The 25,437-nt window shown below is 53.9% G+C and carries 24 protein-coding genes; 19 read left to right on the plus strand and 5 right to left on the minus strand.

What is annotated here, in order from left to right; translation table 11 throughout:
• Positions 1–8 precede the first annotated feature (8 nt).
• The 10 genes from AC5Q5A_RS05585 to AC5Q5A_RS05630 all read left to right on the plus strand — a co-directional run bounded on the left by AC5Q5A_RS05585 (position 9) and on the right by AC5Q5A_RS05630 (position 8,685).
• Positions 9–878, plus strand: a complete 870-nt coding sequence (locus AC5Q5A_RS05585; RefSeq protein WP_493894628.1) for a segregation and condensation protein A — start codon at positions 9–11, stop codon at positions 876–878.
• 18 nt (positions 879–896) lie between these two features.
• Positions 897–1,733, plus strand: coding sequence for an SMC-Scp complex subunit ScpB (scpB, locus tag AC5Q5A_RS05590; protein WP_493894629.1), 837 nt, complete (start codon positions 897–899; stop codon positions 1,731–1,733).
• Positions 1,734–1,838: 105 nt separating this feature from the next.
• Positions 1,839–2,882, plus strand: a complete 1,044-nt coding sequence (locus AC5Q5A_RS05595) for an ABC transporter ATP-binding protein (protein ID WP_493894630.1) — start codon at positions 1,839–1,841, stop codon at positions 2,880–2,882.
• A 174-nt stretch (positions 2,883–3,056) separates the two neighbouring features.
• Positions 3,057–3,293 carry a twin-arginine translocase TatA/TatE family subunit gene (gene tatA, locus AC5Q5A_RS05600; protein WP_044829067.1) on the plus strand — a complete coding sequence of 79 codons (237 nt, stop codon included), beginning with the start codon at positions 3,057–3,059 and terminating at the stop codon, positions 3,291–3,293.
• A gap of 35 nt (positions 3,294–3,328) precedes the next feature.
• On the plus strand, positions 3,329–3,727 hold the full coding sequence (tatB, locus tag AC5Q5A_RS05605; RefSeq protein WP_493894631.1) for a Sec-independent protein translocase protein TatB: 399 nt from the start codon (positions 3,329–3,331) through the stop codon (positions 3,725–3,727).
• Between the two features lie 2 nt (positions 3,728–3,729).
• Positions 3,730–4,743: a twin-arginine translocase subunit TatC gene (gene tatC, locus AC5Q5A_RS05610; RefSeq protein ID WP_493894766.1), complete on the plus strand. Its 1,014-nt coding sequence runs from the start codon at positions 3,730–3,732 to the stop codon at positions 4,741–4,743.
• Positions 4,744–4,843: 100 nt separating this feature from the next.
• Positions 4,844–6,118 carry a serine--tRNA ligase gene (serS, locus tag AC5Q5A_RS05615; protein ID WP_493894632.1) on the plus strand — a complete coding sequence of 425 codons (1,275 nt, stop codon included), beginning with the start codon at positions 4,844–4,846 and terminating at the stop codon, positions 6,116–6,118.
• A gap of 12 nt (positions 6,119–6,130) precedes the next feature.
• Positions 6,131–6,898 (plus strand): 5'/3'-nucleotidase SurE, encoded by a 768-nt coding sequence (gene surE, locus AC5Q5A_RS05620; protein WP_063089633.1) that lies wholly within the window; start codon positions 6,131–6,133, stop codon positions 6,896–6,898.
• Positions 6,895–7,548 (plus strand): protein-L-isoaspartate(D-aspartate) O-methyltransferase, encoded by a 654-nt coding sequence (locus AC5Q5A_RS05625; protein ID WP_008890993.1) that lies wholly within the window; start codon positions 6,895–6,897, stop codon positions 7,546–7,548. The genes surE and AC5Q5A_RS05625 overlap by 4 nt, the downstream gene beginning before the upstream one ends.
• Before the next feature lie 81 nt (positions 7,549–7,629).
• The gene (locus tag AC5Q5A_RS05630) at positions 7,630–8,685 is read left to right on the plus strand and encodes a peptidoglycan DD-metalloendopeptidase family protein (RefSeq protein WP_493894633.1); all 1,056 of its coding nucleotides are present in this window, start codon (positions 7,630–7,632) and stop codon (positions 8,683–8,685) included.
• Positions 8,686–8,744: 59 nt separating this feature from the next.
• On the opposite strand, the gene AC5Q5A_RS05635 is transcribed toward AC5Q5A_RS05630, so the two are convergent.
• Positions 8,745–9,608: an ATP-binding protein gene (locus AC5Q5A_RS05635; RefSeq protein WP_493894634.1), complete on the minus strand. Its 864-nt coding sequence runs from the start codon at positions 9,606–9,608 to the stop codon at positions 8,745–8,747.
• A gap of 235 nt (positions 9,609–9,843) precedes the next feature.
• Between AC5Q5A_RS05635 and yajC the strand changes: the two genes are divergently transcribed.
• The 5 genes from yajC (at position 9,844) to AC5Q5A_RS05660 (ending at position 14,376) form a co-directional block, all read left to right on the plus strand.
• Positions 9,844–10,221, plus strand: coding sequence for a preprotein translocase subunit YajC (gene yajC, locus AC5Q5A_RS05640; RefSeq protein ID WP_493894635.1), 378 nt, complete (start codon positions 9,844–9,846; stop codon positions 10,219–10,221).
• A 142-nt stretch (positions 10,222–10,363) separates the two neighbouring features.
• Complete coding sequence (gene secD / locus AC5Q5A_RS05645; RefSeq protein WP_008890997.1) at positions 10,364–11,929, plus strand: protein translocase subunit SecD; 1,566 nt, start codon at positions 10,364–10,366, stop codon at positions 11,927–11,929.
• 19 nt (positions 11,930–11,948) lie between these two features.
• Complete coding sequence (secF, locus tag AC5Q5A_RS05650) at positions 11,949–12,878, plus strand: protein translocase subunit SecF (protein ID WP_064781335.1); 930 nt, start codon at positions 11,949–11,951, stop codon at positions 12,876–12,878.
• A gap of 152 nt (positions 12,879–13,030) precedes the next feature.
• Positions 13,031–13,942 carry a DMT family transporter gene (locus AC5Q5A_RS05655; protein ID WP_493894636.1) on the plus strand — a complete coding sequence of 304 codons (912 nt, stop codon included), beginning with the start codon at positions 13,031–13,033 and terminating at the stop codon, positions 13,940–13,942.
• Positions 13,943–13,995: 53 nt separating this feature from the next.
• Positions 13,996–14,376 carry an Mth938-like domain-containing protein gene (locus AC5Q5A_RS05660; protein ID WP_064789251.1) on the plus strand — a complete coding sequence of 127 codons (381 nt, stop codon included), beginning with the start codon at positions 13,996–13,998 and terminating at the stop codon, positions 14,374–14,376.
• 11 nt (positions 14,377–14,387) lie between these two features.
• Here the strand turns inward: AC5Q5A_RS05660 and AC5Q5A_RS05665 are convergent, their stop codons facing one another.
• Positions 14,388–15,737: an NAD(P)-binding protein gene (locus AC5Q5A_RS05665; protein ID WP_493894637.1), complete on the minus strand. Its 1,350-nt coding sequence runs from the start codon at positions 15,735–15,737 to the stop codon at positions 14,388–14,390.
• Positions 15,738–15,845: 108 nt separating this feature from the next.
• On the opposite strand from AC5Q5A_RS05665, the gene AC5Q5A_RS05670 reads away from it, so the two are divergent.
• From AC5Q5A_RS05670 to AC5Q5A_RS05680, 3 genes are all read left to right on the plus strand, one after another.
• Entirely contained in the window at positions 15,846–17,018 is a 1,173-nt protein-coding gene (locus AC5Q5A_RS05670; protein WP_493894638.1) for a mechanosensitive ion channel family protein, read from the plus strand.
• 5 nt (positions 17,019–17,023) lie between these two features.
• Positions 17,024–17,869, plus strand: a complete 846-nt coding sequence (locus AC5Q5A_RS05675; RefSeq protein WP_493894639.1) for a phytoene/squalene synthase family protein — start codon at positions 17,024–17,026, stop codon at positions 17,867–17,869.
• Between the two features lie 146 nt (positions 17,870–18,015).
• On the plus strand, positions 18,016–18,597 hold the full coding sequence (locus AC5Q5A_RS05680; protein ID WP_493894640.1) for a hypothetical protein: 582 nt from the start codon (positions 18,016–18,018) through the stop codon (positions 18,595–18,597).
• Between the two features lie 58 nt (positions 18,598–18,655).
• Here AC5Q5A_RS05680 and trmFO read toward each other — a convergent pair whose 3' ends face one another.
• Positions 18,656–20,002, minus strand: coding sequence for a methylenetetrahydrofolate--tRNA-(uracil(54)-C(5))-methyltransferase (FADH(2)-oxidizing) TrmFO (trmFO, locus tag AC5Q5A_RS05685; protein WP_493894641.1), 1,347 nt, complete (start codon positions 20,000–20,002; stop codon positions 18,656–18,658).
• Between the two features lie 203 nt (positions 20,003–20,205).
• Between trmFO and AC5Q5A_RS05690 the strand changes: the two genes are divergently transcribed.
• Positions 20,206–21,183, plus strand: coding sequence for a hypothetical protein (locus AC5Q5A_RS05690; RefSeq protein WP_493894642.1), 978 nt, complete (start codon positions 20,206–20,208; stop codon positions 21,181–21,183).
• 39 nt (positions 21,184–21,222) lie between these two features.
• Here AC5Q5A_RS05690 and uvrA read toward each other — a convergent pair whose 3' ends face one another.
• Both uvrA and fbaA read right to left on the minus strand, forming a co-directional pair.
• Positions 21,223–24,051 (minus strand): excinuclease ABC subunit UvrA, encoded by a 2,829-nt coding sequence (gene uvrA, locus AC5Q5A_RS05695; protein ID WP_338181021.1) that lies wholly within the window; start codon positions 24,049–24,051, stop codon positions 21,223–21,225.
• 209 nt (positions 24,052–24,260) lie between these two features.
• On the minus strand, positions 24,261–25,340 hold the full coding sequence (gene fbaA, locus AC5Q5A_RS05700; RefSeq protein WP_064781343.1) for a class II fructose-bisphosphate aldolase: 1,080 nt from the start codon (positions 25,338–25,340) through the stop codon (positions 24,261–24,263).
• Between the last annotated feature and the right edge of the window lie 97 nt (positions 25,341–25,437).

The raw sequence follows: 25,437 nt of genomic DNA on the forward strand, positions 1-25,437 counted from the left end.
GGGGATAGATGGCAGACCAGTTCGAATTCGAAATTCCAGATGATGTGTTTGACAAGAAACCGGTCGACGAAGAACCGAGCCTTGCCGAACGCCTGATTCTTGATCTGGACGGGTTCGAGGGGCCGCTTGATGTGTTGCTTGAACTGGCACGCGATCAAAAGGTCGATATCATCAAGATTTCCATTCTCGATCTTGCCGAACAGTACCTTGAATTCATCAATACCGCACAGGGTTTGCGTCTTGAACTGGCGGCGGATTATCTGGTGATGGCCGCCTGGCTTGCCTACCTGAAATCGCGCCTGTTGCTTCCAAAACAGGAAAGTGACGAAGAAGAACTCAGTGCCGAGGAAATGGCAGAGCTTCTTGCCTTCCAGCTGAAACGCCTTGAGGCGATGAAAGCGGCCGGCGAAAAACTTCTGGAACGCCACAATTTGGGACGTGATTTCTTTGGTCGTGGCGATCCTGAGGAGGTCCGGGTTACAACGGCGTCTGTCTATGACGCGTCGCTTTATGACCTGCTGAAGGCTTATGCGCGGATCATGCTGACATCGGAAAGCAAAACGCTTGAGATCGAGGCATTTGATCTTTACGCGATGGATGATGCCATCCAACGGTTGCGCGATTTGTTTGGCCGCCGCGTGGTGCCGACATGGACACGGCTGCTTGAATTCATGCCGCGCGGGCTTGGAACGCCGCTTAAGGCGCGCTCTGCATTGGCGGCGCATTTTGTTGCCAGTCTTGAAATGTGCCGCGATGGTGAATTGGAAATCTCACAAGAAGAGACCTTTGGGCCGATTCTGCTGCGATCGCCACAGACTGTGCGGGAAGGGGATCTACCGCGCAATTATAACTACGACGCAGACACGTTTAAGAAATAAGTTGGGCAGGGGCACGCAATGAGCGAAGAAACGCAGCTTGAAATCGAAGGCGTCGAATTCGGTCCGGAGATTGATTTTCAACATATTCGCATTGTTGAAGCCGTTTTGTTCGCCTCTGCCGAACCAGTGAGTGAACGGGTGATCGCCGCACGCTTGCCCGAGGGCACGGATGTTGGCGCCATCATGCACGCGCTTGCCGAAACCTATGAGCCGCGTGGCGTCAACCTTAAACAGATTGGCGACAAGTGGGCATTTCGTACCGCGATGGACCTGGCTGGGGACCTTCATATCGAGGTCGAAAAGGCCAAGAAACTGACGCGTGCGACATTGGAAACCCTTGCCATCATTGCCTATCACGAGCCGGTCACAAGATCCGAGATCGAGGAAATTCGTGGTGTTGCGCTATCGAAGGGGACACTTGATATCCTGCTTGAATCCAAATGGATCCGTCCGCGTGGGCGCAAACGGGTGCCGGGGCGCCCGGTTCTTTGGGCGACAACAGATAACTTCCTTGATCATTTTGGTCTTGAAAGCCGTGACGACCTGCCGGGGCTGGCGGATCTCAAGGCGGCAGGGCTGCTTGATAGTCGACCGGGTATGGGCCGTTATGGTGCAAGTTCGGATGATGAAGCGTTGCCGGATCTGATCGATGATGGTGAGGTCACCGATTCTGTCGTCGAAGAGGCCCTGACCACCCGCAATCTCGACGATCTGGATGAAACCATCTATTCAGACAATCCGAACCTGTATGACGATGATGAACAGGTACCGGGCAGGGCACGCGAGAACGACCTTGAGGACCTTGCGGACGATGAAGACGCCCAAGTAAGCGATCACGATCCCAAAACCAATTGATCCATCTTCTTGCATCACACGGGCGCTGACCTTAAGTTCCACGAAAGATTTCGCAAATCATTTGCACCTGCGGGTGCCCGATCCCTGTTGTAAGAAGAGTTTTCGATGACCGACGGCCTGAAGATGTCGCATGTTTCTCACCTTTTCGGCGAGAACCGCGTTTTGCGCGATATCAGCTTTGATGTCGCCCCCGGCGAGTTGGTGTGTCTGCTTGGCCCGTCGGGGTGTGGCAAGACCACAGCACTTCGTTTGGCGGCTGGCCTTGAAAAGCTTCAGGTTGGTGCGATTTCCGTTGATGACCAGATTGTCGCCCAGCCGGGTGGCTATGTAGAGCCCGAAAAGCGCGGTGTCGGCATGGTCTTTCAGGACTATGCCCTGTTCCCGCATTTGAATGTGGCGAAGAATATCGGATTTGGCCTGCGTCATTTCAGCGAAACTGATCGCATGAGTGCAATCAAGGCGGCACTCGAACAGGTCGGCATGTCAGAATATCTCGATGCCTATCCACACGAGCTTTCTGGCGGTCAGCAGCAGCGCATCGCCTTAGCGCGCGCGCTTGCGCCGAAACCGCGGATCATGCTGCTTGATGAACCTTTTTCCGGTCTTGATGTCGCACGACGTGCGGATTTGCGCGATACCACCTTACACGTTCTTAAGGATGCCGGGATCGCCACTGTGATGGTCACCCACGATCCGCAGGAAGCCATGTATATGGCCGATCGGATCATCATCATGAATGAAGGGCAGATCATGCAGGACGGATCACCGGAAACACTGTATTTCCGGCCTGAAAGCCGTTTTGTGGCCTCATTCTTTGGCGAGGTAAACCGTTTCCCGGGGACAGTTGTGGATGGCAAGGTTGCGACACCGTTTGGTGATGTCGATAGCCAAAGCATCGAAAACGGCACTGAAGTGGAAGTTCTGATCCGGCCAGAAGGCCTTCATATCGGCGAAGCGCTGAACGGGCATGACGTTTTGGCGCATGTCGATGCGGTGCGTGTCCTTGGTGAAGTCAATCTGGTTCACCTGACACTTGAGGCCGGTGCCCACATTCACGCGCGTGTCCCGCGACGCTTTTCACCGATTAATCAGCCATCTGTCGCTATTACGCTTGATCCCGACATGGCCTTCGTGTTTCCTATGACCTGATGCGTCGTCGCGGACCGGGTTTCGGCCTGTTTCGACGGACAGAAAGACGCACATTAAACAGGTATTTTGCACTGCATGGTTATTAACCAACCGTCGCATTGCACAGTGGGGGGCTTTCTGCCATTATCCGGGCAAGTCGCCGGCAGGCAGAATGGATCTTTGGAGATTTAAGTTATGGGTATTGGCGTTTGGCAAATCGTTCTGATTCTTGCGATTGTCCTGATCATCTTCGGCGCAGGCAAGCTTCCGAAAGTGATGGGTGACATGGGCAAAGGCATCAAGAGCTTCAAAGCGGGCATCAACGAAAAAGAAGAAGATGCAGGCGCTTCGGCCAAGACCATCGAAAACACGACCTCTGCTTCGGTTTCATCCGAGAGCAAGGACAATGAAAAGGATTCTGTGAAATCCTGATCGTCTGTCGGATTTCCTTCAGATAGGCGTGTCATATGTTTGATATCGGCTGGACCGAAATGGCTCTTGTGGCCGTCGTCGCACTGTTTGTCGTCGGCCCCAAAGAGTTACCGCATCTGCTGTACAAATTGGCGGGCTACTGGAAAAAAGTGCGCGGTATGGCGCGTGAATTCCAGAGCGGAATTGATGACATCATCCGTGAAGCGGAACTTGATGATCTACGCAAGCAGGTCAACAGTTCGCATAGCAATCCGACCGATTTTCTGGAAAGCAAAATCTCAAGTCCCAAAAGCGACGGCAAAAAGACCGAGTCCAAGCCGAAAGCAGAGAAACCGGCCGAAAAGGCTGATACTCATGCTGCAAAACCGGCAACGACAACGGGTTCGCCCGCAGATGACAGCAAGAAAAAAGATCAGCCGGAGAGCCAGGCGTGAACATGCAATCGCATGACAAACAGATGCCGATCATGGAGCATCTGATCGAGCTGAGAAACCGCCTGACTTGGGCGGTTCTTGCTTTGTTTATTACCTTTGGTGTCTGCTATTACTTTGTCGAGGATATCTACGGGTTCCTCGTCCAACCGCTTGCAGAAATCATGGGGCCCGACAGGCGCATGATTTATACCGCCCTGACCGAAGTGTTCTTCACTTACGTCAAGGTTTCGTTCTTCGCGGCCTGTTTTGTCTCTGCACCGGTATTCCTCGGACAGTTTTGGGCGTTTGTCGCGCCGGGTCTTTACAAGAACGAACGTTCGGCATTCATGCCATTCATCTTTGCGACCCCGATCCTGTTCCTGATGGGCGGTGCATTGGTCTACTACCTGATCATGCCGCTGGCCTGGAAGTTCTTCCTCAGTTTCGAACAGGCGGGTGGCGCATCAAACCTTGCGATCCAGCTTGAAGCCAAGGTGGGCGAATACCTCTCGCTGGTCATGAAGCTGATCTTCGCGTTCGGGCTTTGCTTCCAGCTGCCGGTTCTTTTGACGTTGATGGCGCGTGCCGGCATCGTCACCGCGGATGGTCTTGCACGTCGCCGTAAGTACGCAATTGTTATCGCATTCGGGTTTGCCGCCGTTCTGACCCCGCCGGATCTGATTTCCCAGATCGGGTTGGGCATTCCGATTATCATTCTTTATGAAATCTCGATCATCATGGCGCGCATTTCCGAGCGTAAGCGTGCGAAAGCCGCCGCGGACGATGACGCGGACGATGACGCGGATGAGGATGACGAGACGGATTCAGATGATAACGACGGCGAGGCAGAGGCCGCAACCGGAACCGCAGTCGCAACGGCGCAAGACGGTGTCGACGCACAAGGTGAGGCCGCTGCATCCTATGATGACGGTCAGACTTCCTTGACCCGATCCTCCGACGACGAGGGGGATGCGCCGAAGCTGTCCGGACCGTCGAACAATGATGACGGCGAGGATGATTTCAACAACGCCCGTTGATTGAAATCCCCCGCCTGAACCGTCCGATTTGACGGGGTGGACCTTGTGTCCACCCCATCGTATAAAGCCACAAACAGATAGACTGACAGGGTGCTCTTCGATGCACGACATTAAATGGATTCGGGACAATCCCGAGGCTTTTGACGCAGCAATGACTGCGCGCAAACAGGACGTTACCGCACAGCGTCTGATCGATATCGACGTTGAACGCCGTAAACTGATGACCGAACATCAGGAAATGCTGGCCCGCCGTAAGGTGATTTCCGGCGAGATCGGCAAATTGCGCAAGAATGGCGAAAATGCCGACGACCTGATGGCCGAAATGGGCACGCTCAAGGACAAGATCAAGGAAGCCGAGGACGGTCAGGCATCGCTGAATGACCAGCTTGATCTTTTGCTGTCGTCCTTCCCGAACATTCTTGATCCCGAAGTCCCGGTTGGCGAAGACGAAAACGACAATGTCGAAGTCAATCGTTGGGGGACCCCGGGTGAGTTTGATTTCCAGGCGCTCGAGCATTTCGAGATCGGTGAGAAACTTGGCATGATGGATTTCGAAACCGCAGCCAAACTGTCTGGTTCGCGGTTCGTCATTCTGCGTGGCGGTTTGGCCAAGCTCGAACGTGCGCTTGCACAGTTCATGCTGGATCTGCACACAGGCGAACATGGTTACCAGGAAACCATCACGCCGATGCTGGTGCGCGATGACGCCATGTTTGGTACCGGCCAGTTGCCGAAATTCGCCGAGGATTCGTTTAAAACCACCAATGATTACTGGCTGATCCCGACGTCAGAAGTGACCCTGACCAACCAGGTTGCAGGTGACATTATCGATCAGGCAAAACTGCCGCTGCGCTATACCGCACTGACCCAGTGTTTCCGTTCCGAAGCCGGTTCGGCGGGCCGTGATACGCGCGGCATGATCCGCCAGCACCAGTTTTCCAAGGTGGAAATGGTTTCGGTGGTCGAAGCAGAGAAATCTGACGAGGAACTGACCCGCAAGACGCGCTGTGCGGAAACAGTCCTTGAACGTCTTGGCTTGCCGTATCGCACGGTTATTCTTTGCACCGGCGATATCGGGTTCTCGGCGGCAAAAACCTATGACATCGAAGTCTGGTTGCCGGGACAGGGCAAATATCGCGAAATCTCGTCATGCTCGAACACGCGTGATTTCCAGGCGCGTCGCATGAATGCACGTTATCGTGCTGCCGGTGACAAAAAGACCCAGTTTGTTCATACCCTGAACGGGTCTGGCCTTGCCGTTGGTCGTTGCCTGATTGCCGTGATGGAAAACTATCAGCAGGCGGATGGCTCGATCCGTGTTCCTGATGCGCTCAAACCCTATATGGGCGGGTTAGAGGTAATCTCGGCGGGCTAGGACGATACCGACATGATGGATCTCACCAAAGCACGCATCCTGATCAGTAATGATGATGGCATTGACGCGCCCGGGATCAAGATATTGGAACAGCTCGCACGCGAGTTTTCCGATGATGTGTGGGTGATTGCACCGTCGATGGAACAAAGCGGGGCGGGGCATTCCCTGACCCTGCGCCGTCCATTGCGTATTCATAAACGCGATGAACGGCATTTTGCTGTGGATGGTACGCCAACCGATTGCATTCTGCTTGGCTTGCAGCAGGTCATGCGCGACAACCCACCAGATATCGTGCTTTCGGGGATCAACCGGGGTGGCAACCTTGGTGAAGACGTGACTTACTCGGGGACGGTTGCCGCCGCCATGGAAGCAACTTTGCTTAATGTGCCCGCGGTCGCGTTTTCACAGTATTTCTCTGGCGACATGATTGATTGGACGATTGCCGAGAAATACCTCAAGGATGTTCTGGCAACTTTGGTCACGACAACCTGGCCTAAAGGCGTTCTGATCAACGTCAATTTCCCGGATCACGAAGCCAATGGCGGTGCAGAGATAAAAATCTCAAGACAAGGGCAGCGCAAGATCGGTGATCACATCGCCGAACGCCTTGATCCGCGCGGCGAGCCATATTACTGGATCGGGGCTATTCAGTCTGAACTGCCAGAAGACAAAAAGTCTGATCTGCGCGTGATCGAGCAGGGCAACGTCTCTGTCACCCCGATCAGCCTTGATTTCACCCACTACGATACGTTTGAAAAACTGACGAAGGCCTTTCCGTGAACGAGCCGGTGATTACGCGCGAAACCGCCATAGCCAACCTGTTGCAGATCCTTCGTGATGATGGCATTCACGATGAAGCCGTGTTGTCTGCACTGGCTGACATCCCGCGCGAGATTTTTGTCGCCGACCCGTTCGTCAGCCGGGCCTGGGAAAACGTCGCATTGCCGATCAGCAAGGGCCAAACGATTTCACAGCCCTATATCGTGGCCCTGATGACACAGGCGCTTGAGCTTAATGACCGTATGAAGGTGCTCGAAGTCGGCACTGGTTCTGGTTATCAGGCAGCGATTCTGGCCAAGCTCGCCCGGCGTGTTTATACCTTGGAACGTCACAAGCCGCTCCTCCGCGAGGCAGAGGACAAGTTTCGCGAGTTGGGCCTGCACACCATTTCGACATTGCATGCCGACGGCGGGCTTGGGTGGAAAGCGCAGGCACCGTTTGATCGCATTATTGTCACGGCGGCAGCACAGGACGTTCCGCCGGTGCTTGTCGATCAGCTTGCAGTTGGTGGCATCATGGTCGTGCCGGTGGGGGAAGTATCCCACACACAGCTTTTGTTGCGTGTCTTGCGTACGCCAAGCGGTGTCGATGTTACCGAACTGATGCCTGTCCGGTTCGTTCCCATGCTTCCGGGTACCGAGGAATTCTGACACCCGTCAGCCCGTTTAAATCCAACCTGAACACCCTGATGCTTACTGATTGTTAACCGCTGATCGGAGATAATCAGAAACATGATGGAAAATTGTGTCAAAAGCGCTGTTTATCACGGAAAACGCCTGTTGCTTGTTTGTGCAGCAAGTGCGGCGCTTGGCGGCTGTTTGCTCAATTCCGTGCCGGTACCGGTGGTTTATGGCGATGGGGCGAGCTACAGCCCCTATAGCATGCCAAAGCTCAAGAACGGGGAACGGGTCATCACGGTCGAGCCGGGCGACACAGTTTCGCAGCTTGCCGTGCGCTATCACATGGACTTTATGCAGTTCACCCGCCGCAATGAACTTCGCGAACCGTATGTGATCTATCCGGGGCAGCGCCTTGTCCTGCCGCCGTGGACACCCAATTACGACAGCCTGCCACCAGATACAGCGGTTGCGTCCAGATCAAGCACACCGACCAAAACCGTCACAATTGGCGGAAAGCGTCAGGTGGTAAGCGTTCCGGCGAAATCGACCAGTGCGCCCGTCCAGACTGCGCGGCCGACGGCGACCGTCGCACGGGTCTCACCGCGCAATGGCGGAAGCATTCCGACACCTGGACTGAAACCGCAGGACTATGCGGCTGCTGCCGAACGTCAGATAGCCTCCGCCCGCAGCTGGCAGACGGACAGCAAATCGACACCGATTGCCGGGCAGGGCAGCTCTGTGCGTCAGAATGTCACCTTGGCAGATCCATCTGCGCGTAAAGGTTTCATCTGGCCGGTTCAGGGCAAGGTTGTTCTGAAATACGGTGCTGGGACCGGTGGCCTGTTTAATGACGGTATCAATATTCAGGCCAATCGCGGTACGCCCATACTTGCCGCCGATAACGGTGTTGTGACCTATGTCGGCAACGAGTTACGCGGTTTTGGCAACCTGATCCTGATCAAGCATGCGGATAACTTTGTGACCGCCTATGCACACACCGAAAGCCCGCTGGTGGCCCGTGGTGATGTTGTGACGCGTGGTCAAAAGATTTCGACGGTTGGCACGACTGGGGCCGTGACGTTCCCGCAGCTTCACTTCGAAGTCCGCCAGGGTCGCAAGTCGTCTGACCCGATCAAGTTCCTGCCAAGCGTGATGGTGTCGCGCTAACAAAAACACCCGGACAATTTGCCCGGGTGTTTTCCGTTTTTGCGCTGTTTCAGTGTTGGCTAATCGATCGATTTGCCAAGTTCGCCCGCGACTTCCTGAATAAACTGCCAGGCAACACGGCCCGAACGGCTGCCGCGTGTAACGGTCCATTCCTTGGCACGGGCATGCAGCTCTTCGGTCGGGATATCGATCCCGAATTCCTTGGCATAGCCTTGGATGATCTCGAAATAGACGTCTTGCGAGATATTGTGGAAACCAAGCCAAAGACCGAACCTGTCCGATAGGGATACTTTTTCTTCAACCGCCTCGGACGGGTTGATCGCCGTGGAGCGTTCATTTTCAATCATGTCACGCGCCATCAGGTGGCGGCGGTTTGACGTCGCATAGAAGATCACATTCTTTGGGCGGCCTTCAATGCCGCCATCAAGAACCGCCTTCAGCGACTTGTAGCTTTCATCATGCATGTCAAAAGACAAATCATCGCAGAACAAAATTGTGCGGCGACCGCCTTCTTGCAGGATGTGCAAAAGGTCGGGCAGGGTCGGAATATCTTCACGATGAATTTCGACCAGTGCCAGTGATGCCGGGCTTTCAGCATTGATCTTGGCATGCATCGCCTTGACGATGGAGCTTTTACCCGTTCCACGCGCGCCCCAAAGCAATGCGTTGTTAGCCGGTAGGCCATCGGCAAAGCGCTTGGTGTTGTTATACAGGATTTCCTTTTGCTGCCCGATACCCTGAAGAAGCCCGATATCGACCCGGTTCACGTTCCGAACCGGTTGCAAGTAGCCTGTTCGTGCCTGCCAGACAAAGGCGTCGGCAGCGCTCAGATCGTTTTTGGCGCGCGCGGGCGGTGCCATGCGTTCAAGTGCTGCGGCAATTCGTTCGAGTGTGGGCAAAAGTTTATCGAAATCGCTACTCATCGGGGCCTCTTGGGTGTTTCTTTTTTCCGGTGACGTTTTTTGTTGGCCGGAAAGCTAGCACATTAGGATGCCAATGGAAGTGTTTGTTCTAAGGGCCTTCGTGCAACACAAGGTGAACAAAAGCACACAAGTGCCGATTTTACCGCTTTGAAACCGGTTCTCCCTTGCTTTGGCGTAACACCCCGTTATATTCCGGCAGTTGATATTTTTTGTTCTGAGGAATTAGGAGTTCCTAATGTTTATTTCGACGGCTTACGCTCAGGCCGCTGGTGGTGCAGATGGTGCTGGTGCACTGATGCAGTTTGCGCCGCTGATCCTGATTTTTGTTGTTTTCTATTTCCTGCTTATTCGTCCTCAGCAGAAAAAGCAGAAAGAACATAAGGCAATGCTTGAGGCGATCCGTCGTGGCGACAAGATCGTCACCGCCGGTGGCCTGATTGGTACCGTTGCCAAGGTTGTTGGCGACGATGAACTGTCGGTCGAGATCGCCGAAGGTGTGAAAGTCAAAGTCGCACGTGGCATGGTTTCAACGGTTCTTTCAAAAACCGAACCGGCCAAAAGCGATGCCAAAGACGAAAAAGAAGAAAAAGAAGAAGAGACCAAGAAAGACTAATCTCTTCGTATCAAGTGAGGCGGGGCAGTTGGCTCCGCCTTCTTGCATTTTGCCGGTGGCCTGAAGCGGTACCAAATACCCGTTGTTCCAAGAACCTTGGAACCAGACCAAGGTTGACCCTGACAGATCCGGTCACAAACACATGCTTTATTTTACCAAATGGAAAGCAGCACTGGTCCTTCTGGTGTGTGCTTTGGGCGTAATCTACGCTGCGCCAAACTTCCTGCCGGCGGGCACTCTGGCGACTGAGTCCAGTTACCTGCCGGGCAAGCAGATCAATCTCGGCCTCGATCTTCGTGGCGGCTCGCACATGCTGCTTGAAGTCGACACCGACAGTGTCCTGCGCGAACGTTATGACGCGCTTGCCGATGCGATCCGCACTGAACTGCGTCAGGAACAAATCCGTAACCGTCCGCGTGAAGCCACGGCGAACGGTGCCGAGATTACCATTCTGCGGGCCGATGACGTCGAAAAGGCGCGTGAAATCGCGCGCACCGCGGAACCGAATACCGAACTGAGCGGCGAGGGGAACAACATCGTTGTGACCTATAACGAAGTCGCTTATCGCGAACTGATTGACCGCGCGATTGCACAGTCGCTGGAAGTTGTCCGTCGTCGCGTTGACGAACTGGGTACCACCGAGCCATCCATCCAGCGCCAGGGCGAAAACCGCATCGTTGTTCAGGTTCCGGGTCTTGATGATCCGTCACGCCTGCGTGACATCCTGGGCCGTACCGCAAAGATGAACTTCCATCTTGTGAATAACGAAAAAACGGCCGCCGATGCACGTGCGACCGGCCTTCCGCCGGGAACCATGATCCTGCCCTCAGCAGATGAAGGCGATGGTATCCGTGAATACCTGATTGATCGTCGTATCGTTGTCTCAGGTGACAACCTTGTCGACTCTCAACCGACCTTCAGTGACGGTCGTCCGGTTGTTTCCTTCCGCTTTGATGCGGCAGGCGGTGCGCGATTTGGCGATATCACCAGTAAAAATGCCGGTCGTGGCCTTGCCATCGTTCTTGATGGTGAAGTGATTTCCGCACCACGCATCAACGAACCGATCCTTGGCGGTAATGGTATCATTACCGGCCAGTTCAGCGTTCAGGAAGCCAACGATCTTTCGCTGCTTCTGCGTGCTGGTGCATTGCCTGCACCGATGCAGATCCTTGAAGAACGCTCGGTTGGTCCGGGCCTTGGTCAGGATTCGGTCGAGGCCGGCGAATTTGCTGCCGTTCTTGGTCTGGTCTTTGTGATTGCCTTCATGGTGATCAGTTATGGCCGGTTTGGCGTCTATGCCGACATTGCGCTTATGATGAACCTGATCCTTGTTCTGGCGGTGATGTCGGTTCTTCAGGCGACCCTGACCCTGCCGGGGATTGCGGGTATCGTTCTGACCGTCGGTATGGCGGTTGATGCCAACGTTCTGATCTTTGAACGTATCCGCGAGGAACGCCGCAACGGCCGTACAATCATCAATGCGATTGATGCCGGTTATCGTAGCGCCATGTCGACCATTCTTGATGCCAACATCACGACCCTGATTGCAGCCCTTGTGCTGTTTAGCTTCGGATCTGGTCCGATCAAGGGCTTTGCCGTGACACTGGCCATCGGCATTATCACCTCAATGTTCTCGGCGATCTGGCTGACCCGACTGCTGATTGCAGCATGGGTAAAACGCAGCCGTCCGACCGAGTTGGTCATTTAAGGAAGGGAACAGGGAAGATATGAAACCTTTACATCTTATCCCGGATGACGTGAATATCCCGTTCCTTAAATTCCGGAAGATATTCTATATCGCGTCTTTGCTGATGGTGCTGGCCTCGGTCGGTATGTTCTTCACCAAGGGCCTTAACTTCGGGATCGATTTCCGGGGCGGCATTCTGGTCGAAATCAAGACCAATGGCCCGGCTGATATCAACGCACTGCGTGACAATCTTGGCAGCCTCGGCCTTGGCGATGTTTCCATTCAGGAATTCGGCGAGCCGGATGATGTCCTGATCCAGTTGCAGCGCCAGGATGGTGATGAAGAAGCCCAGATGGCGGCCCTTGCGGCTGTCACCAACGCACTTGGCGATGACGTCACCATTCGCCGTAGTGAACTTGTCGGTCCGAAAGTCGGTGGCGAGCTTAAGGAAGCCGGGTTCTATTCGGTCGTGATCTCGTTGTTCCTGATCATGGTCTATATCTGGGTTCGGTTCGAATGGCAGTTCGCTGTCGCATCGGTTGTAGCCTTGCTGCATGACGTCTTGATCACCATCGGTTTCTTTGTAATCACCGGTGTTCAGTTCGATCTGGCGACCTTGGCAGCGGTTCTGACGGTTGCCGGTTATTCGATCAACGATACGGTTGTTGTGTTTGACCGTATCCGTGAATATCTGCGCAAGTTCCGCAAGATGGAAATCCCGGATTTGCTGGACCTGTCGATCAACTCGACGCTTTCACGCACGACCATGACGTCCTTTACGACGTTGCTGGCACTTATTGCCTTGTTCGTGTTTGGCGGCGAAGCGATCCGTGGTTTCACCATGGCGTTGATCTTTGGCATCGTGATCGGGACCTATTCCTCGATCTGTGTCGCGTCGCCGTTGCTGATCGTCCTTCGCCTCAAACGTAAAATTCCCGAGGCAGAAGAAGGCCAGGAAGCTGGCGCCTGATCAACCGGGTTGGATTTATAGACATTTACACTATGGCCGGGTTTGTGAGAAAACAAACCCGGCCATTTCTTTGCGGGATTTGATCGTTTGCGGTCTTTGGTTTCCGTCCGTAGATAGCCGATAAAAAGTCCATTAAAAACTGGCTGCAACCGATGAAACCCCATATCGCGTCTAACCCCGAACATCGCGCAAATCTGATCGGCAGCATCTGGATGATGGCTGCGATGGTGGCGTTTTCCTTTGAGGATGCGTTTGTTAAGGCTGTCTCAGAAGCCCATGCCGTCGGTCAGGTCCTGGTTGTGTTTGGGGTCGGTGGGGCGATCCTGTTTGCAGTTGTCGCGCGGATCAACAAACAGCGCTTGCTTAATCCTGATGTGCTGTCGCGTGCGATGGGCATACGGATCGTTTTTGAAGTTATTGGCCGGTTGTTTTATGTCCTCGCATTGGCATTAACGCCACTTTCATCGACGACCGCAATTCTTCAGGCAACGCCGATTATTGTCGTTCTTGGAGCCGCCATCCTGTTTGGCGAAAAGGTGGGTTGGAGAAGATGGACGGCAATCATCGTCGGATTGATTGGCGTTTTGATTATTTTGCGTCCGACCGCTGACAGCTTTTCTGCGTTATCCCTGCTTGCTGTTATTGGCACGATTGGCTTTGCCGGACGTGATCTTGCCAGCCGTGCCGCACCTGTATCACTAAGCACGTCGATCCTGGGTTTCTACGGCTTTGTGGCCATTATCCTGGCTGGCATCGTGTTTTCATTGTGGGATGGAAAAGCTTTTACGTGGATGAGTATGCAAAGCGTTCTGTATTTCGTTGGCGCAATCCTGATGGGGGCGTTTGCCTATGTTGCCTTAATGAAAGCGATGCGCAGTGGCGATGTTTCGGCAGTTACGCCATTTAGGTACACCCGGTTGTTGTTTGGTATTGCATTGGGCATGATCCTGTTTGGCGAGGAGCCCGACATGTTGATGATGATCGGTTGCGGTATCGTCGTTTTATCCGGGTTGTTCATTCTGTGGCGCAGAAAAATTACCGAAGAGCACCTCGACACTGCGTGAAATCCAGACTAAGTCCAATTCAAATCAATTGAACAACCGCAAATGGGGCCAGCATGTCTCTTGAAGTAAGTACCTTGGTCGCCGAAGGCAGTAAAATGGTCACCAGCTATGGCGACGGCATTTTTCGATTTGGCGAAGAAACGGTTACGGGATCGATCCTGCTGTTTCCTGAAGCCGTCTATTCATGGAACGTTACGACAAAAGACGACATCACGCCGGACTCTTTTTCACGTGTGATCGAAAAGGCCGACGAAATCGAGATCCTGTTGCTTGGCATGGGGACACGTCTAACACCTGTCCCGATTGAGTGGCGCCAGGCGCTCAAGCCGCACGGTATTGTCATCGAACCAATGGATACCGGTGCTGCTTGCCGGACCTACAATGTGCTGGTGTCCGAGGCGCGTCGCGTCGCCGCGGCGATGATTGCTGTCTAAACGATAAGACCCTAGGCAAAGAACTTTTGAAGTTCATGGCGGATATCAAGAACGCTTGAAAAAAGTGCCGCCGGTCCCGGGGCCTGATCAATCGGGAAGACATCCCCGCACAGAAATACGTTTTTCCATGGTGCCCGCAGTTGCTGTCGACTGGCAGCCATTCCCGGCGTCATTTCAGGAAACGGAGCTTCGGCGTTGATGAACAAGTGGTTGGGATGCAGTGCATTGTCCGCATTATCTGATCGCGTTTGCAAATCAAGATTAAGGTACTGGTCACAGAGCCAAACACAACGTTGCCAGACAAGCTGCGCGAATTGATCAGCGTTCTGGGTATCTTGCAATTGCAAGCTGCTGTTCAGGCTTACCTGAAGATGTCGACGATTACAGTAGATCGCACGCACGATATCATCACTGACCAGAAGGGCTTGTGGTTCCGCAAATGGTTTGCGCATTTCAAACGTCATGCAGCGCCGATGCGCAGGTGCGGGAGATATACCGATATCGGGTACCGCATCGCATAATGGTTTGGGGTGCAGGGCCAGAACAACGGCATCATCAGGGTTCAGAACAATCTGACTGTCATCTTCGAACAGCAAATCGGTCGCGTAGTCCGAAGTGCTGTCGATATCGCCAAGTTTTGTTCGACTTCTGATGGTCCCACCCGCAGCAAGGAACCGTTCACGCAGGGCAGGCAGGGCAATATCGTTGAGGATAATCGGATCAATCGCCGCAAACACCGGTTCATGATGGCGCGCCAGCATCTCGCGCAACCTTGGCACCAGAACCCGTGCCAACAGGGATTTTGAACATCGGTGGGCAGGCATGGAAAACAGAACTTCGGCCAGAACAGTAAGCGCATCACGATGATAGGTGCCGGGCTGATGGGCTTTGTCGTCAGAGTCAAATGCACCCGATGAGAACGTGCTGTCGAGCCGGTTTTCTTCACTGGTAGATCGTTGTTGCCAAAGTGTCAGTGCGGTATAGGCACGCGCAGCAATGCTTATCCGCCGGTAAATCAGCGCCCGCGATATACCCTGATCAAGCGATACAATGGCGGGTTTGCGACGCCCACGTTTCAATCCCATCACACAATGGGCCGGTCTGATCAGTTTCGCGGGAATTTCCGGGTAGCCCGCAAAGAAGTCGGCAACCAGCCCCGACGGATCATAAAATATCTCTGGCTCTGCTGTTTTGTGGCTTTCAGGTGCAGTGTGCATGCCGCGCGTCCAGCGGCTTTCAAATGGCTCGGCTTCGTCATATAGCGTCACGTCAAAGCCGTCCTCGGCCATGCAGGTGGCAAGTGCCGAACCGGCCAGACCGCCGCCGATAATGTGTAAGCTTCCGGACGCAAATGATGCCATATGCCTGAGCCAATTTAGTTGTTATACAGAGGCCAGAGAACGATGTGCTACATAGTCGTACCAAGTCAGAAGTCGTAATAACCTTAACATCAGAACAGCTTACAAGCCATGGATGAAATCACCACCGAACTGGACAACCTGAACGAAGAGGTGATCGGCCACATGAATTCGTGGGTCGATATGCTTGGCGGCGGGGAGATCGGAAGGCTTGTCGGTGCTGCCTTGGTGCTGCTTGTTTTCTTTATCTTCAAGCGGGTTCTGGTGCGTGGTGCACTTGCTATCTTGCGTCGGATTGCACAGCAACGCTCAGAAAGTATGATGGGCAATGTGCTTGATGCCTTTGCCTTGCCTTTGCAAGCTTTGTTCATGCTGCTAGGCATTTATTTCGCAACCGAGGTGCTAACACTCCCCGAAGAAATTGATGCCTTTGCTGTTGAGGCTATTTCAGTCGCGGCCGGCTTCTGTGTCTTTTGGGCGCTGTTTCGGGCCGTGGAGCCGTTGGGGGTATCGTTAAATCGGCTGGTCGGCCGGTTTGGTGCCGGGCTTGGCGATGATCTCAGGCAATTCTTCATTCGCGGTGTGAAAACCCTGATCGTCGTTATTGGCGGCGTTATCATTCTGGAAAACTGGGGCATTGATGTTTCAGCGTTCCTGGGTGGTCTTGGTCTTGCCGGGATGGCGGTTGCGTTGGCGGCAAAGGATTCTGTTGCCAATATCTTTGGCGGCCTGACGATTTTCGCCGACAACCTGTATAAGCGCGGCGACTGGATCGAAACACCGCACTTCGAAGGAACGGTTGAGGTCGTGGGCCTGCGGGCGACCAAGGTACGTACCTTTGCCAAGGCCCTGGTTACGATGCCAAATGCCCAGATCGTTGATTCGCCTGTGATCAACTGGTCGCGAATGACACATCGTCGGATCAAGATGGTGATTGGTCTGGAATACCGAACGACCGCCAAACAAATGGAAGCGATCATCGACAAGCTGCGCGATTTTCTGAAGAACGATGAAGATGTCGCCCAGACCGATGTCGCCCAAATGGTGCATTTGTCAGACTTTGGTGCCAGTTCGATCAATATTGATCTTTATTACTTCACCAAAACTACTGACTGGGTGACGTGGCGCGATATTCGCAACCGTCACATCATTGCTTTCAAACGTATTGTCGAGGAAGAGGACGCAGCTTTCGCATTCCCGTCGCAATCGCTATATGTCGAAAGCATGCCGGAAATCATCAACAGCCCAAAAGACGATCAACGTTCAGAACGTAAGATCGGATAGGATAAATGCCCGATACGCCAAAGCTTTCCCACTGTGCCGACTATGTCAGGCGCCATGACCGGGACCGTTTCCTGTGTGCGCTGTTTGCGGCACCGGAAAAACGGGAATCTCTGTTCACGCTGTACGCCTTTAATCAGGAAGTCTCCAAAACGCGAGAGATGGTCAGTGAAGTCATGCTGGGCCATATCCGCTTGCAATGGTGGCGTGACACCCTGACCGAATTGGGCGCGGGGCAGGTGCGCAAGCACGAAGTTGTTGAGCCACTGGCTGACCTGGTCAAGGACGGGCACCTCGATATCGCCGACCTTGAGGCGATTGTTGCCGCGCGCGAGTTTGATCTTGAAGATCGCCAACCTGCCACCCAACAGGAACTTGATCGCTATATTGATCAAACGTCCGGGCAGATCAGTGTTCTGGCGTCAAGGCTGCTTGGGGCAGGTGGTGACGATGCAGACTATGCGGCACGGCTTGCAGGCAATGCGTATGGCCTGGTCGGCATCATGCGGGCCATCGTGTTCCATGGCCGATCAAAACGCCTTTATCTGCCAAAAGATCGGATGGAGCATCACGAAGTCGCGCAAGGCGACGTTTTTGAATTCCGCAAAAAACAGGAAATCCGCGAATTCATTCGCGAACTGGCCGAACTGGCGCATGCCAGCATTGCCGAAGCCCGCAAACATCGCAGCGCTTTGCCAAAACAGGCCCACGCCGCGGCATTGCCGGTGGTTTTAGCCGACGGGTACCTGCGCAAGCTTGCCAAGTCCGGATATGATCCGTTTTCTGCCGAATTCGGTTTGGCGCGACCGGCAAGTCTGCGGTTGACCCTTAACGGGATGCTCAAGAGATATTGATCCGATATCGCTTGTCACATGACCATTGTATAAATATCTCTTAGAGTGACAACAAAGATCAGGACAGCACTGAACTGTACGTGGTAGCGTTGGTAACCCTTTGATATCTGGCGCAAGATACGGGCATGCCCGACATGAGGACCAAGATGGCACATTTGATAAAAAAGACCCGGAAACGGTGGTTTGGCGGCCTGATGTTTGTCGGGTTGCTGTGCCTGTCTGTCATCACTGTTTCGCAGGCCCGTGCCGCGAGCATCGAGCCGTTCGTGGGTTCCTATCATGGCACAACCATCGAGCATGCCGAAAACGAGCTTCAAGCCCGTGATCTTGATGTGGTCATCAAGGAGACCGAACGCGGCTTTATCGTCGATTGGTCAACGGTCATCCACAAGCCAGACGGACGCGAAAAAACCGTATCTCTGGATGTTGAATTTTACGCAACCGAGCGTGCCGACATCTATGGCAGCGCCATGCGTTCGGGGCTGTTCGGAAAACGCATTCCCAATGACCCGCTCAAAGGCGAACCATTTTTCTGGGCACGGATTGTTGACAAGACCCTCACCATTCACGCGCTTTATATCAATGATGAAGGCGGGTATGAAATGCAGGTCTACAAGCGCACGCTCGACGATGACGGCAATCTTGATCTGATCTTTCGCAGGTTCCGTGACGGGGAACAAATCCGCGATGTTACGGGTAAGCTGACACGCCAACCTGATCGCTATTGATCGCACCTGTCGGGTCGAAGAAAAAAGCCGCATCACTTTCGATGCGGCTTTTGATTTTTCAGCCTGCGTTCACGGTGCTGAGCCACTCATCAAACAGCGGAATGGCACGATCGCTATAAAGCTTCTTGCGATCACGGCCTTTGACCCGTTTCTTGAGATCAAGATCGGGGAACAGACCAAAATTCACATTCATCGGCTGGAAGGTGCTTTCATCGGCACCGCCGGTGATGTGGTTCAATAGGGCACCCATGGCGGTTGCAAGCGGCGGCGTCGGGATGGTTTTCCCTGCTTTTTCGGCAGCTGTAAACCGACCAACCATCAGACCGACGGCGGCACTTTCTACATATCCTTCACAGCCTGTAATCTGTCCGGCAAAGCGGAGATCAGGACGTGATTTAAGGCGCAGATTCCCATCCAAAAGGCGTGGCGAGTTCAGGAAGGTATTGCGGTGAATGCCGCCAAGACGGGCGAATTCGGCATTTTCCAGCCCCGGAATGGTGCGGAACACTTCGACCTGCGCGCCGTATTTCAGTTTGGTCTGGAAACCGACCATATTGTAAAGCGTGCCAAGCGCATTATCCTGACGCAGCTGAACGATTGCGCGTGGCTTTTCTTTTGGATTATGCGGGTTGGTCAGGCCAACCGGTTTCATCGGGCCGTGGCGCAGCGTTTCGCGCCCACGTTCGGCCATGACTTCGATCGGAAGGCATCCGTCGAAATAGGGGGTGTCTTTTTCCCAGTCCTTGAATTCGGTTTTTTCGCCTTCGATCAGGGCGTCGATGAAGCGGTTATACTCATCTTCATACATCGGGCAATTGATGTAATCCTTGCCATCGCCCTTGTCATACCGCGACTGGAACCATGCCTTATCGAAATCAATACTGTCCTTATAGACAATCGGTGCGATCGCATCGAAGAAGGCAAGGCTTTCCTCGCCGGTTGCCTTGCGAATGGCATCGGCAAGCGCACCGGATGTCAGTGGTCCGGTCGCAATGATGGTATGTTCCCATTCTTCTGGCGGCAGACCATCAATTTCACCGCGCTCCATCGTGATCAAAGGATGGCTTTCAAGCGCGTTTGTAACGGCCTCGGAAAAACCTTCGCGGTCAACGGCCAGTGCGCCACCGGCGGGTACCTTGTGCTGATCAGCGCACCGCATGATGATCGAACCGGCACGGCGCATTTCATCATGGATCAGGCCGACAGCATTGTATTCCTTGTCATCGGACCGGAATGAATTCGAACAGACCAGCTCAGCACATTTGTCGGTATGGTGTGCATCGGTCGGGCGCGTCGGGCGCATTTCATGCAGGATGACGGGCACACCGGCTTCTGCCAATTGCCAGGCGGCTTCGCTGCCCGCCAGACCGGCGCCAATAATATGAACAGGCTTGACCGTATTCACGTGTGCGAACTCCTTGCCAGAGTGGGTTTTGATAACGTGGCACACACATAGCGGTGCATGGGGGCACATTTCAAGTCAATTGCACCGCAGGCAGAGCAAACCTGTTCACATTGTCTTGCATAACCGAAATTTTCACACCACCACATCCCAACCGTCTTACAGGACAGAGCCGTTCTGTCCCGATAACGTGAAGATGGCATTCCATGAGCTACCCGCATCATCCCTATAGCTACGAACCTACCCATTGTCCGGTGATCGGCCTTGTGCCGCGTCGGCGGCACGTCATGGATGCAGAGTTTGTCGAAGGCACCAAAGAGCCCGAGAGCGGGGATGGTGACGCGCAAAGCGACCACAAGGAAAGACGTCTTGGATTTCCATTCGGCGGCGCGGGCGAGGGTGCATTTGGTCCCGCCGACATCGAAGGCATGATCGAATATGTGGTTGCCACCCGTCAGGGATGGCGATCCTCGATGGTGATCCGGTCTTTCCTGCGTTGGTGGCGCGAAGATGAGGATGCCGATACCAGGGCCGCTCAGGATAGAAAGCAATCGGATGCCATCATCATGCTTCTGGCATTAAATCAGGGCCGAGACGGTTTCGTGCAGGGATATCTAAACGATCTCAAACACGAACAGCTTGAACGGCCCAAGTTGCCACTGGCAAATCCGGTTGAAGTGGCCTTTAACAAAAGCCTGCGTATCGCCGCCCTTGCCTTGGCACTTTCGCCGATTGTCCTTGTTTTTGCGGTCCTGCTTTTTGTGCAGGTCGACAACCTTATCAGCACCGGCAACGGAAAACTGTTTGGTTTCAGCTACGACCTGTTGTTCGTGGTTGGCAGTTTCGGTGCCATTGGTGCCCTGACCAGCATGATGATGCGGCTTGGCAAGGATGTGCCGTGGGGGGAAATGGAACCGGCTTCGGTATTCTTTAATTTCTTGTTCCGGCCGTGCATGGGGTTCTGCTTTGCGATCATCGTACTTTTAGCGCTTAGGGCCGGGATGTTGCCAATCCCCCTTGATGAGCTGCACAAGATTGATGATCTCGACCAAATCAGCCAATCAGCCGACGCAGGTCAGCAGATTTCCATCGTGCTTGTCTTCGCCTTCCTGTCGGGATTTAGCGAACGGCTAAGTACTGCGCTGGTCAAGCGGGTTGAAGACAGGGTCACGAATTCGGGTTAAGCCAAAACGAAAAGGGCAGCTTCATGCTGCCCTTATGTCTTATTCCAGTCCGAGATGGCGTTTCAGGTAGCGCCCTGTGTAACTGCGTTCATTGCCCATGATGTCTTCCGGTGTTCCGGCACCGACCAATTGGCCGCCACCATCACCGCCCTCGGGGCCGATATCAATGATCCAGTCCGCAGTTTTGATAACATCAAGGTTATGTTCGATCACGACAACCGTATTGCCCTGATCGACAAGCGTATGCAGCACTTCCAGAAGTTTGCGGATATCGTGGAAATGAAGCCCCGTTGTCGGCTCATCAAGGATATAGATCGTCCGGCCCGTCGCCCGTTTTGACAGTTCCTTGGCAAGCTTCACACGTTGGGCTTCGCCACCCGATAGGGTGGTGGCCTGCTGCCCCAGATGGATATAGGAGAGTCCGACCTGTTTAAGGGTTTCCATCTTGTCGCGAATGGACGGAACGGCCTTGAAGAAATCGGCACCTTCTTCGACTGTCATATCAAGGACGTCGGATATCGATTTGCCTTTAAACGATATTTCCAATGTCTCACGGTTATAGCGATGGCCTTTGCACTGGTCACATTCGACATAAACGTCGGGCAGGAAGTGCATTTCAATTTTGATGACGCCATCGCCCTGGCATGCTTCGCAGCGTCCGCCCTTGACGTTGAAGGAAAAACGACCGGGCTTGTAGCCGCGTGTTTTTGCCTCTGGCAATTGGGCGAACCATTCACGGATGGGTGTGAACGCACCGGTATAGGTCACCGGGTTGGAACGGGGCGTTCGGCCAATCGGGCTCTGGTCGATATCAATGATCTTGTCGATCAGCTCTACGCCCGTGATCTCGTCATGCGCGCCCGGATGATGGCGGGCATTATGCATCCGCTTGGCCAGCGCCTTATACAGCGTCTCAATCACAAGGCTTGATTTGCCGCCGCCCGAAACCCCGGTCACACAGATGAACTTGCCCAATGGGAAATCGACATCAATGCCCTGCAGGTTGTTGGCAGTTGCCCCTTTGATGGTAATCGCCTTGCCATTGCCCTTGCGGCGTTCCTTTGGAACCGCGATCTGTTCAACGCCGACAAGGTATTTACCCGTCAGGCTGTCTGGATTTTGCTGGATCTGTTCAGGGGTTCCTTCGGCAACAATACGGCCGCCATGAATACCGGCACCCGGGCCCATATCCACAACATAGTCGGCCGCCCGAATGGCGTCTTCGTCATGTTCAACGACAAGAACCGTGTTGCCAAGGTCGCGCAACCGTTTCAGCGTTTCAAGCAGGCGGTCATTATCGCGTTGATGCAGGCCGATTGATGGTTCATCGAGCACATACAAAACGCCCGTCAGGCCCGAACCGATCTGGGACGCCAGCCGGATTCGCTGGCTTTCGCCACCAGAAAGGGTGCCGGATGTGCGCGACATCGATAAGTAATCTAGGCCGACATCGCGCAGGAACCGCAGACGATCATTGATTTCGCGCAGGATACGACGTGCGATCTCGGTTTCTTTTGCGTTCAGCTTATCTTCCAGTGCCAAGAACCAATCGGCGGCCTTGGCAATCGAAAGATCGGTGACCTGTGAAATGTCGCAGCCATCAACCTTTACCGCCAGTGCTTCGGGTTTCAGGCGTTTGCCCGCACAGGTCGGGCAGTGCGATACCATCTGGTATTTGGACAGTTCATCACGGGCCCACTGGCTGTCGGTTTCACGCCAGCGGCGCGACATGTTGGGAATAACACCTTCGAACGGACGTGACACCTTATAGCTACGCGATCCGTCATCATAGGTCACCGTGACTTCTTCGTCGCCAGATCCATGCAGGATGATGTCCTGTGCTTTCTTGGGTAGTTTTTCCCATGGCACATTGGTTTTGAAGTCAAAGTGCTTGGCGACCGATTTCAGGGTCTGGAGATAGTATTTCGATGTTGTGCTTGCCCATGGGGCCACAGCGCCGCCTTCAAGTGTTTTGCTTTCATCCGGAACGACCAGCATCGGGTCGAATTCCATTTGGGTTCCAAGGCCATCACAGGCCGGGCAGGCGCCAAACGGGTTGTTGAATGAAAACAGGCGTGGTTCGATTTCCTCGATGGTGAAGCCGGAAACCGGGCAGGCGAACTTTGCCGAAAACACAGTGGTTTCGCCGGTTTTGGCATCTTCGGTCAAAACGATGCCATCGGTAAGTTCAAGCGCTGTTTCAAAACTGTCCGCCAGACGGGTGGAAATGCCATCCTTGACGATCAGGCGATCAACCACGACTGAAATATCGTGTTTGAGCTTCTTGTTCAGTTCCGGTGCTTCGTCGATGTCATACATTTCGCCATCGATCTTGACACGCTGGAAGCCGCGCGCGCGAAGTTCACGCAGTTCTTTTTTGTATTCACCTTTACGGCCACGCACGATCGGGGCCAGAAGGTAAAGACGCGTACCTTCTTCCATCTCCATCACGCGGTCGACCATTTGCGAAACGGTCTGACTGACAATCGGAAGTCCTGTGGCAGGCGAATAGGGGATGCCGACACGCGCCCACAACAGGCGCATATAGTCATAAATTTCGGTGACGGTGCCGACGGTCGAACGCGGGTTCTTCGAGGTCGTCTTTTGTTCGATGGAAATGGCTGGTGACAGCCCGTCGATGTATTCGACATCGGGCTTTTGCATAAGTTCAAGGAACTGGCGGGCATAGGCCGACAGGCTTTCGACATAGCGGCGCTGACCTTCGGCATAGATCGTATCAAAGGCCAAAGAACTTTTGCCTGATCCCGACAGACCGGTAATCACCACAAGGGAATCGCGCGGCAGTTCAACATCAATGTTCTGAAGGTTGTGTTCTTTCGCACCGCGAACCGAGATTTTCGTCAGCATGTCGGGCCTTTTGTTCCTGAATTGTTCGGAAAGTGTATAGAGGAGCCGTAAGCTATACGCAAGCGCACCCCTGACAGTTCCTGTCAGTATTTGTCAGGAGATCCGCAATTAACAACCCGATGCATGACAGAGCCACGAAAAAGCCCGCCGAACAAGACCGGCGGGCTTTATAAATCCTGTGACCGGAACGGTCATATTTTTGATCAGGCTTAGCCTTTGGTAACCGTACGACCGGTTGCGCCAAGGTCCTTGAAAGCTTCTTCGAGGCGCGCGGCCATCGACAGTTCAGCTTCGCGGATCCAGACGCGCGGATCATACTGTTTTTTGTAAGGCTGATCGGTTTCCGGGTCGACCTGATACTTGAACGCACGTGCGTTGGCTTCGACATACTCGCCAACCGGGCGGGCATAGGCGAACTGGGTATCGGTATCGATATTCATCTTGAAGCAGCCATAGCTGACAGCTTCTTCGATTTTCTCTTTTTCCGAACCGGAACCGCCATGGAACACGAAGTCGAGCGGGCGATCACCCAGACCGTGCTTCTCAGCCACGTATTTCTGGCTTTCCAGAAGGATCTCCGGACGAAGCTTGACGTTGCCGGGCTTGTAAACGCCGTGCACGTTGCCAAACGCCGCCGCGACCGAGAAGTGGCCAAGCGGCGAGAGACGACGATAAGCTTCTTCGACTTCTTCCGGGCGGGTGTAAAGGCGCGGATCGATTTCCTCAACCGAGGTATCAAGCTCATGACCAATACCGTCTTCTTCACCACCGGTGACGCCGAGTTCGATCTCAAGGCTCATCTCGATGGCGGACATCCGTTTCAGGAAGGTCTCGCAGGTTGCAAGGTTGTCTTCAACGGATTCTTCGGACAGATCCAGCATGTGCGAGCTGTAAAGCGCCTTGCCGGTTTCGGCATAGGCCTTTTCGCTCCATTTCAGCATTTCATCGACCCATGGCACAAACTTGCGGTTTGCGTGGTCGGTATGCATGACAACAGCAACACCATAATGTTCAGCCAGAAGCTGTGCATGACGCGCAGCAGATACGGCGCCGAGAACACGGGCCGCAGCAGCGTCCTTGATGCCCTTGCCGGCAAAGAACTGTGCACCACCATTCGAAAGCTGAATGATAATGTCAGAACCGGCATTTGCAGCAGCTTCAAGGGCCGCGTTCATCGTGCTTGAAGACGTAATATTGACGGCGGGAAGGGCGTAACCGTCCTGCTTGCAGGCAGAAACGAGTTCGCGATAGGCAGCACCGGTAACAACACCGGGTTTAACGGAAGGCATGTGGGTACTCCTCCTGGGGGTCAGAGTAAAAACAGATCAGCAGCAAAATCACCTGAAGACCCTGCATACAAACTGTTACAGAGCCCAATGCATCTTC

It is taken from the genome of Thalassospira sp. CA1 (assembly GCF_059052855.1).

Bases quoted from the DNA above. Each gene is read 5' to 3' on its own strand.
- AC5Q5A_RS05585 (WP_493894628.1), top strand. From the start codon at position 9: ATGGCAGACCAGTTCGAATTCGAAATTCCAGATGATGTGTTTGACAAG.
- scpB (WP_493894629.1), top strand. From the start codon at position 897: ATGAGCGAAGAAACGCAGCTTGAAATCGAAGGCGTCGAATTCGGTCCG.
- AC5Q5A_RS05595 (WP_493894630.1), top strand. From the start codon at position 1,839: ATGACCGACGGCCTGAAGATGTCGCATGTTTCTCACCTTTTCGGCGAG.
- tatA (WP_044829067.1), top strand. From the start codon at position 3,057: ATGGGTATTGGCGTTTGGCAAATCGTTCTGATTCTTGCGATTGTCCTG.
- tatB (WP_493894631.1), top strand. From the start codon at position 3,329: ATGTTTGATATCGGCTGGACCGAAATGGCTCTTGTGGCCGTCGTCGCA.
- tatC (WP_493894766.1), top strand. From the start codon at position 3,730: ATGCAATCGCATGACAAACAGATGCCGATCATGGAGCATCTGATCGAG.
- serS (WP_493894632.1), top strand. From the start codon at position 4,844: ATGCACGACATTAAATGGATTCGGGACAATCCCGAGGCTTTTGACGCA.
- surE (WP_063089633.1), top strand. From the start codon at position 6,131: ATGATGGATCTCACCAAAGCACGCATCCTGATCAGTAATGATGATGGC.
- AC5Q5A_RS05630 (WP_493894633.1), top strand. From the start codon at position 7,630: ATGATGGAAAATTGTGTCAAAAGCGCTGTTTATCACGGAAAACGCCTG.
- AC5Q5A_RS05635 (WP_493894634.1), bottom strand. From the start codon at position 9,608: ATGAGTAGCGATTTCGATAAACTTTTGCCCACACTCGAACGAATTGCC.
- yajC (WP_493894635.1), top strand. From the start codon at position 9,844: ATGTTTATTTCGACGGCTTACGCTCAGGCCGCTGGTGGTGCAGATGGT.
- secD (WP_008890997.1), top strand. From the start codon at position 10,364: ATGCTTTATTTTACCAAATGGAAAGCAGCACTGGTCCTTCTGGTGTGT.
- secF (WP_064781335.1), top strand. From the start codon at position 11,949: ATGAAACCTTTACATCTTATCCCGGATGACGTGAATATCCCGTTCCTT.
- AC5Q5A_RS05655 (WP_493894636.1), top strand. From the start codon at position 13,031: ATGAAACCCCATATCGCGTCTAACCCCGAACATCGCGCAAATCTGATC.
- AC5Q5A_RS05660 (WP_064789251.1), top strand. From the start codon at position 13,996: ATGTCTCTTGAAGTAAGTACCTTGGTCGCCGAAGGCAGTAAAATGGTC.
- AC5Q5A_RS05665 (WP_493894637.1), bottom strand. From the start codon at position 15,737: ATGGCATCATTTGCGTCCGGAAGCTTACACATTATCGGCGGCGGTCTG.
- AC5Q5A_RS05670 (WP_493894638.1), top strand. From the start codon at position 15,846: ATGGATGAAATCACCACCGAACTGGACAACCTGAACGAAGAGGTGATC.
- AC5Q5A_RS05675 (WP_493894639.1), top strand. From the start codon at position 17,024: ATGCCCGATACGCCAAAGCTTTCCCACTGTGCCGACTATGTCAGGCGC.
- AC5Q5A_RS05680 (WP_493894640.1), top strand. From the start codon at position 18,016: ATGGCACATTTGATAAAAAAGACCCGGAAACGGTGGTTTGGCGGCCTG.
- AC5Q5A_RS05690 (WP_493894642.1), top strand. From the start codon at position 20,206: ATGAGCTACCCGCATCATCCCTATAGCTACGAACCTACCCATTGTCCG.
- uvrA (WP_338181021.1), bottom strand. From the start codon at position 24,051: ATGCTGACGAAAATCTCGGTTCGCGGTGCGAAAGAACACAACCTTCAG.
- fbaA (WP_064781343.1), bottom strand. From the start codon at position 25,340: ATGCCTTCCGTTAAACCCGGTGTTGTTACCGGTGCTGCCTATCGCGAA.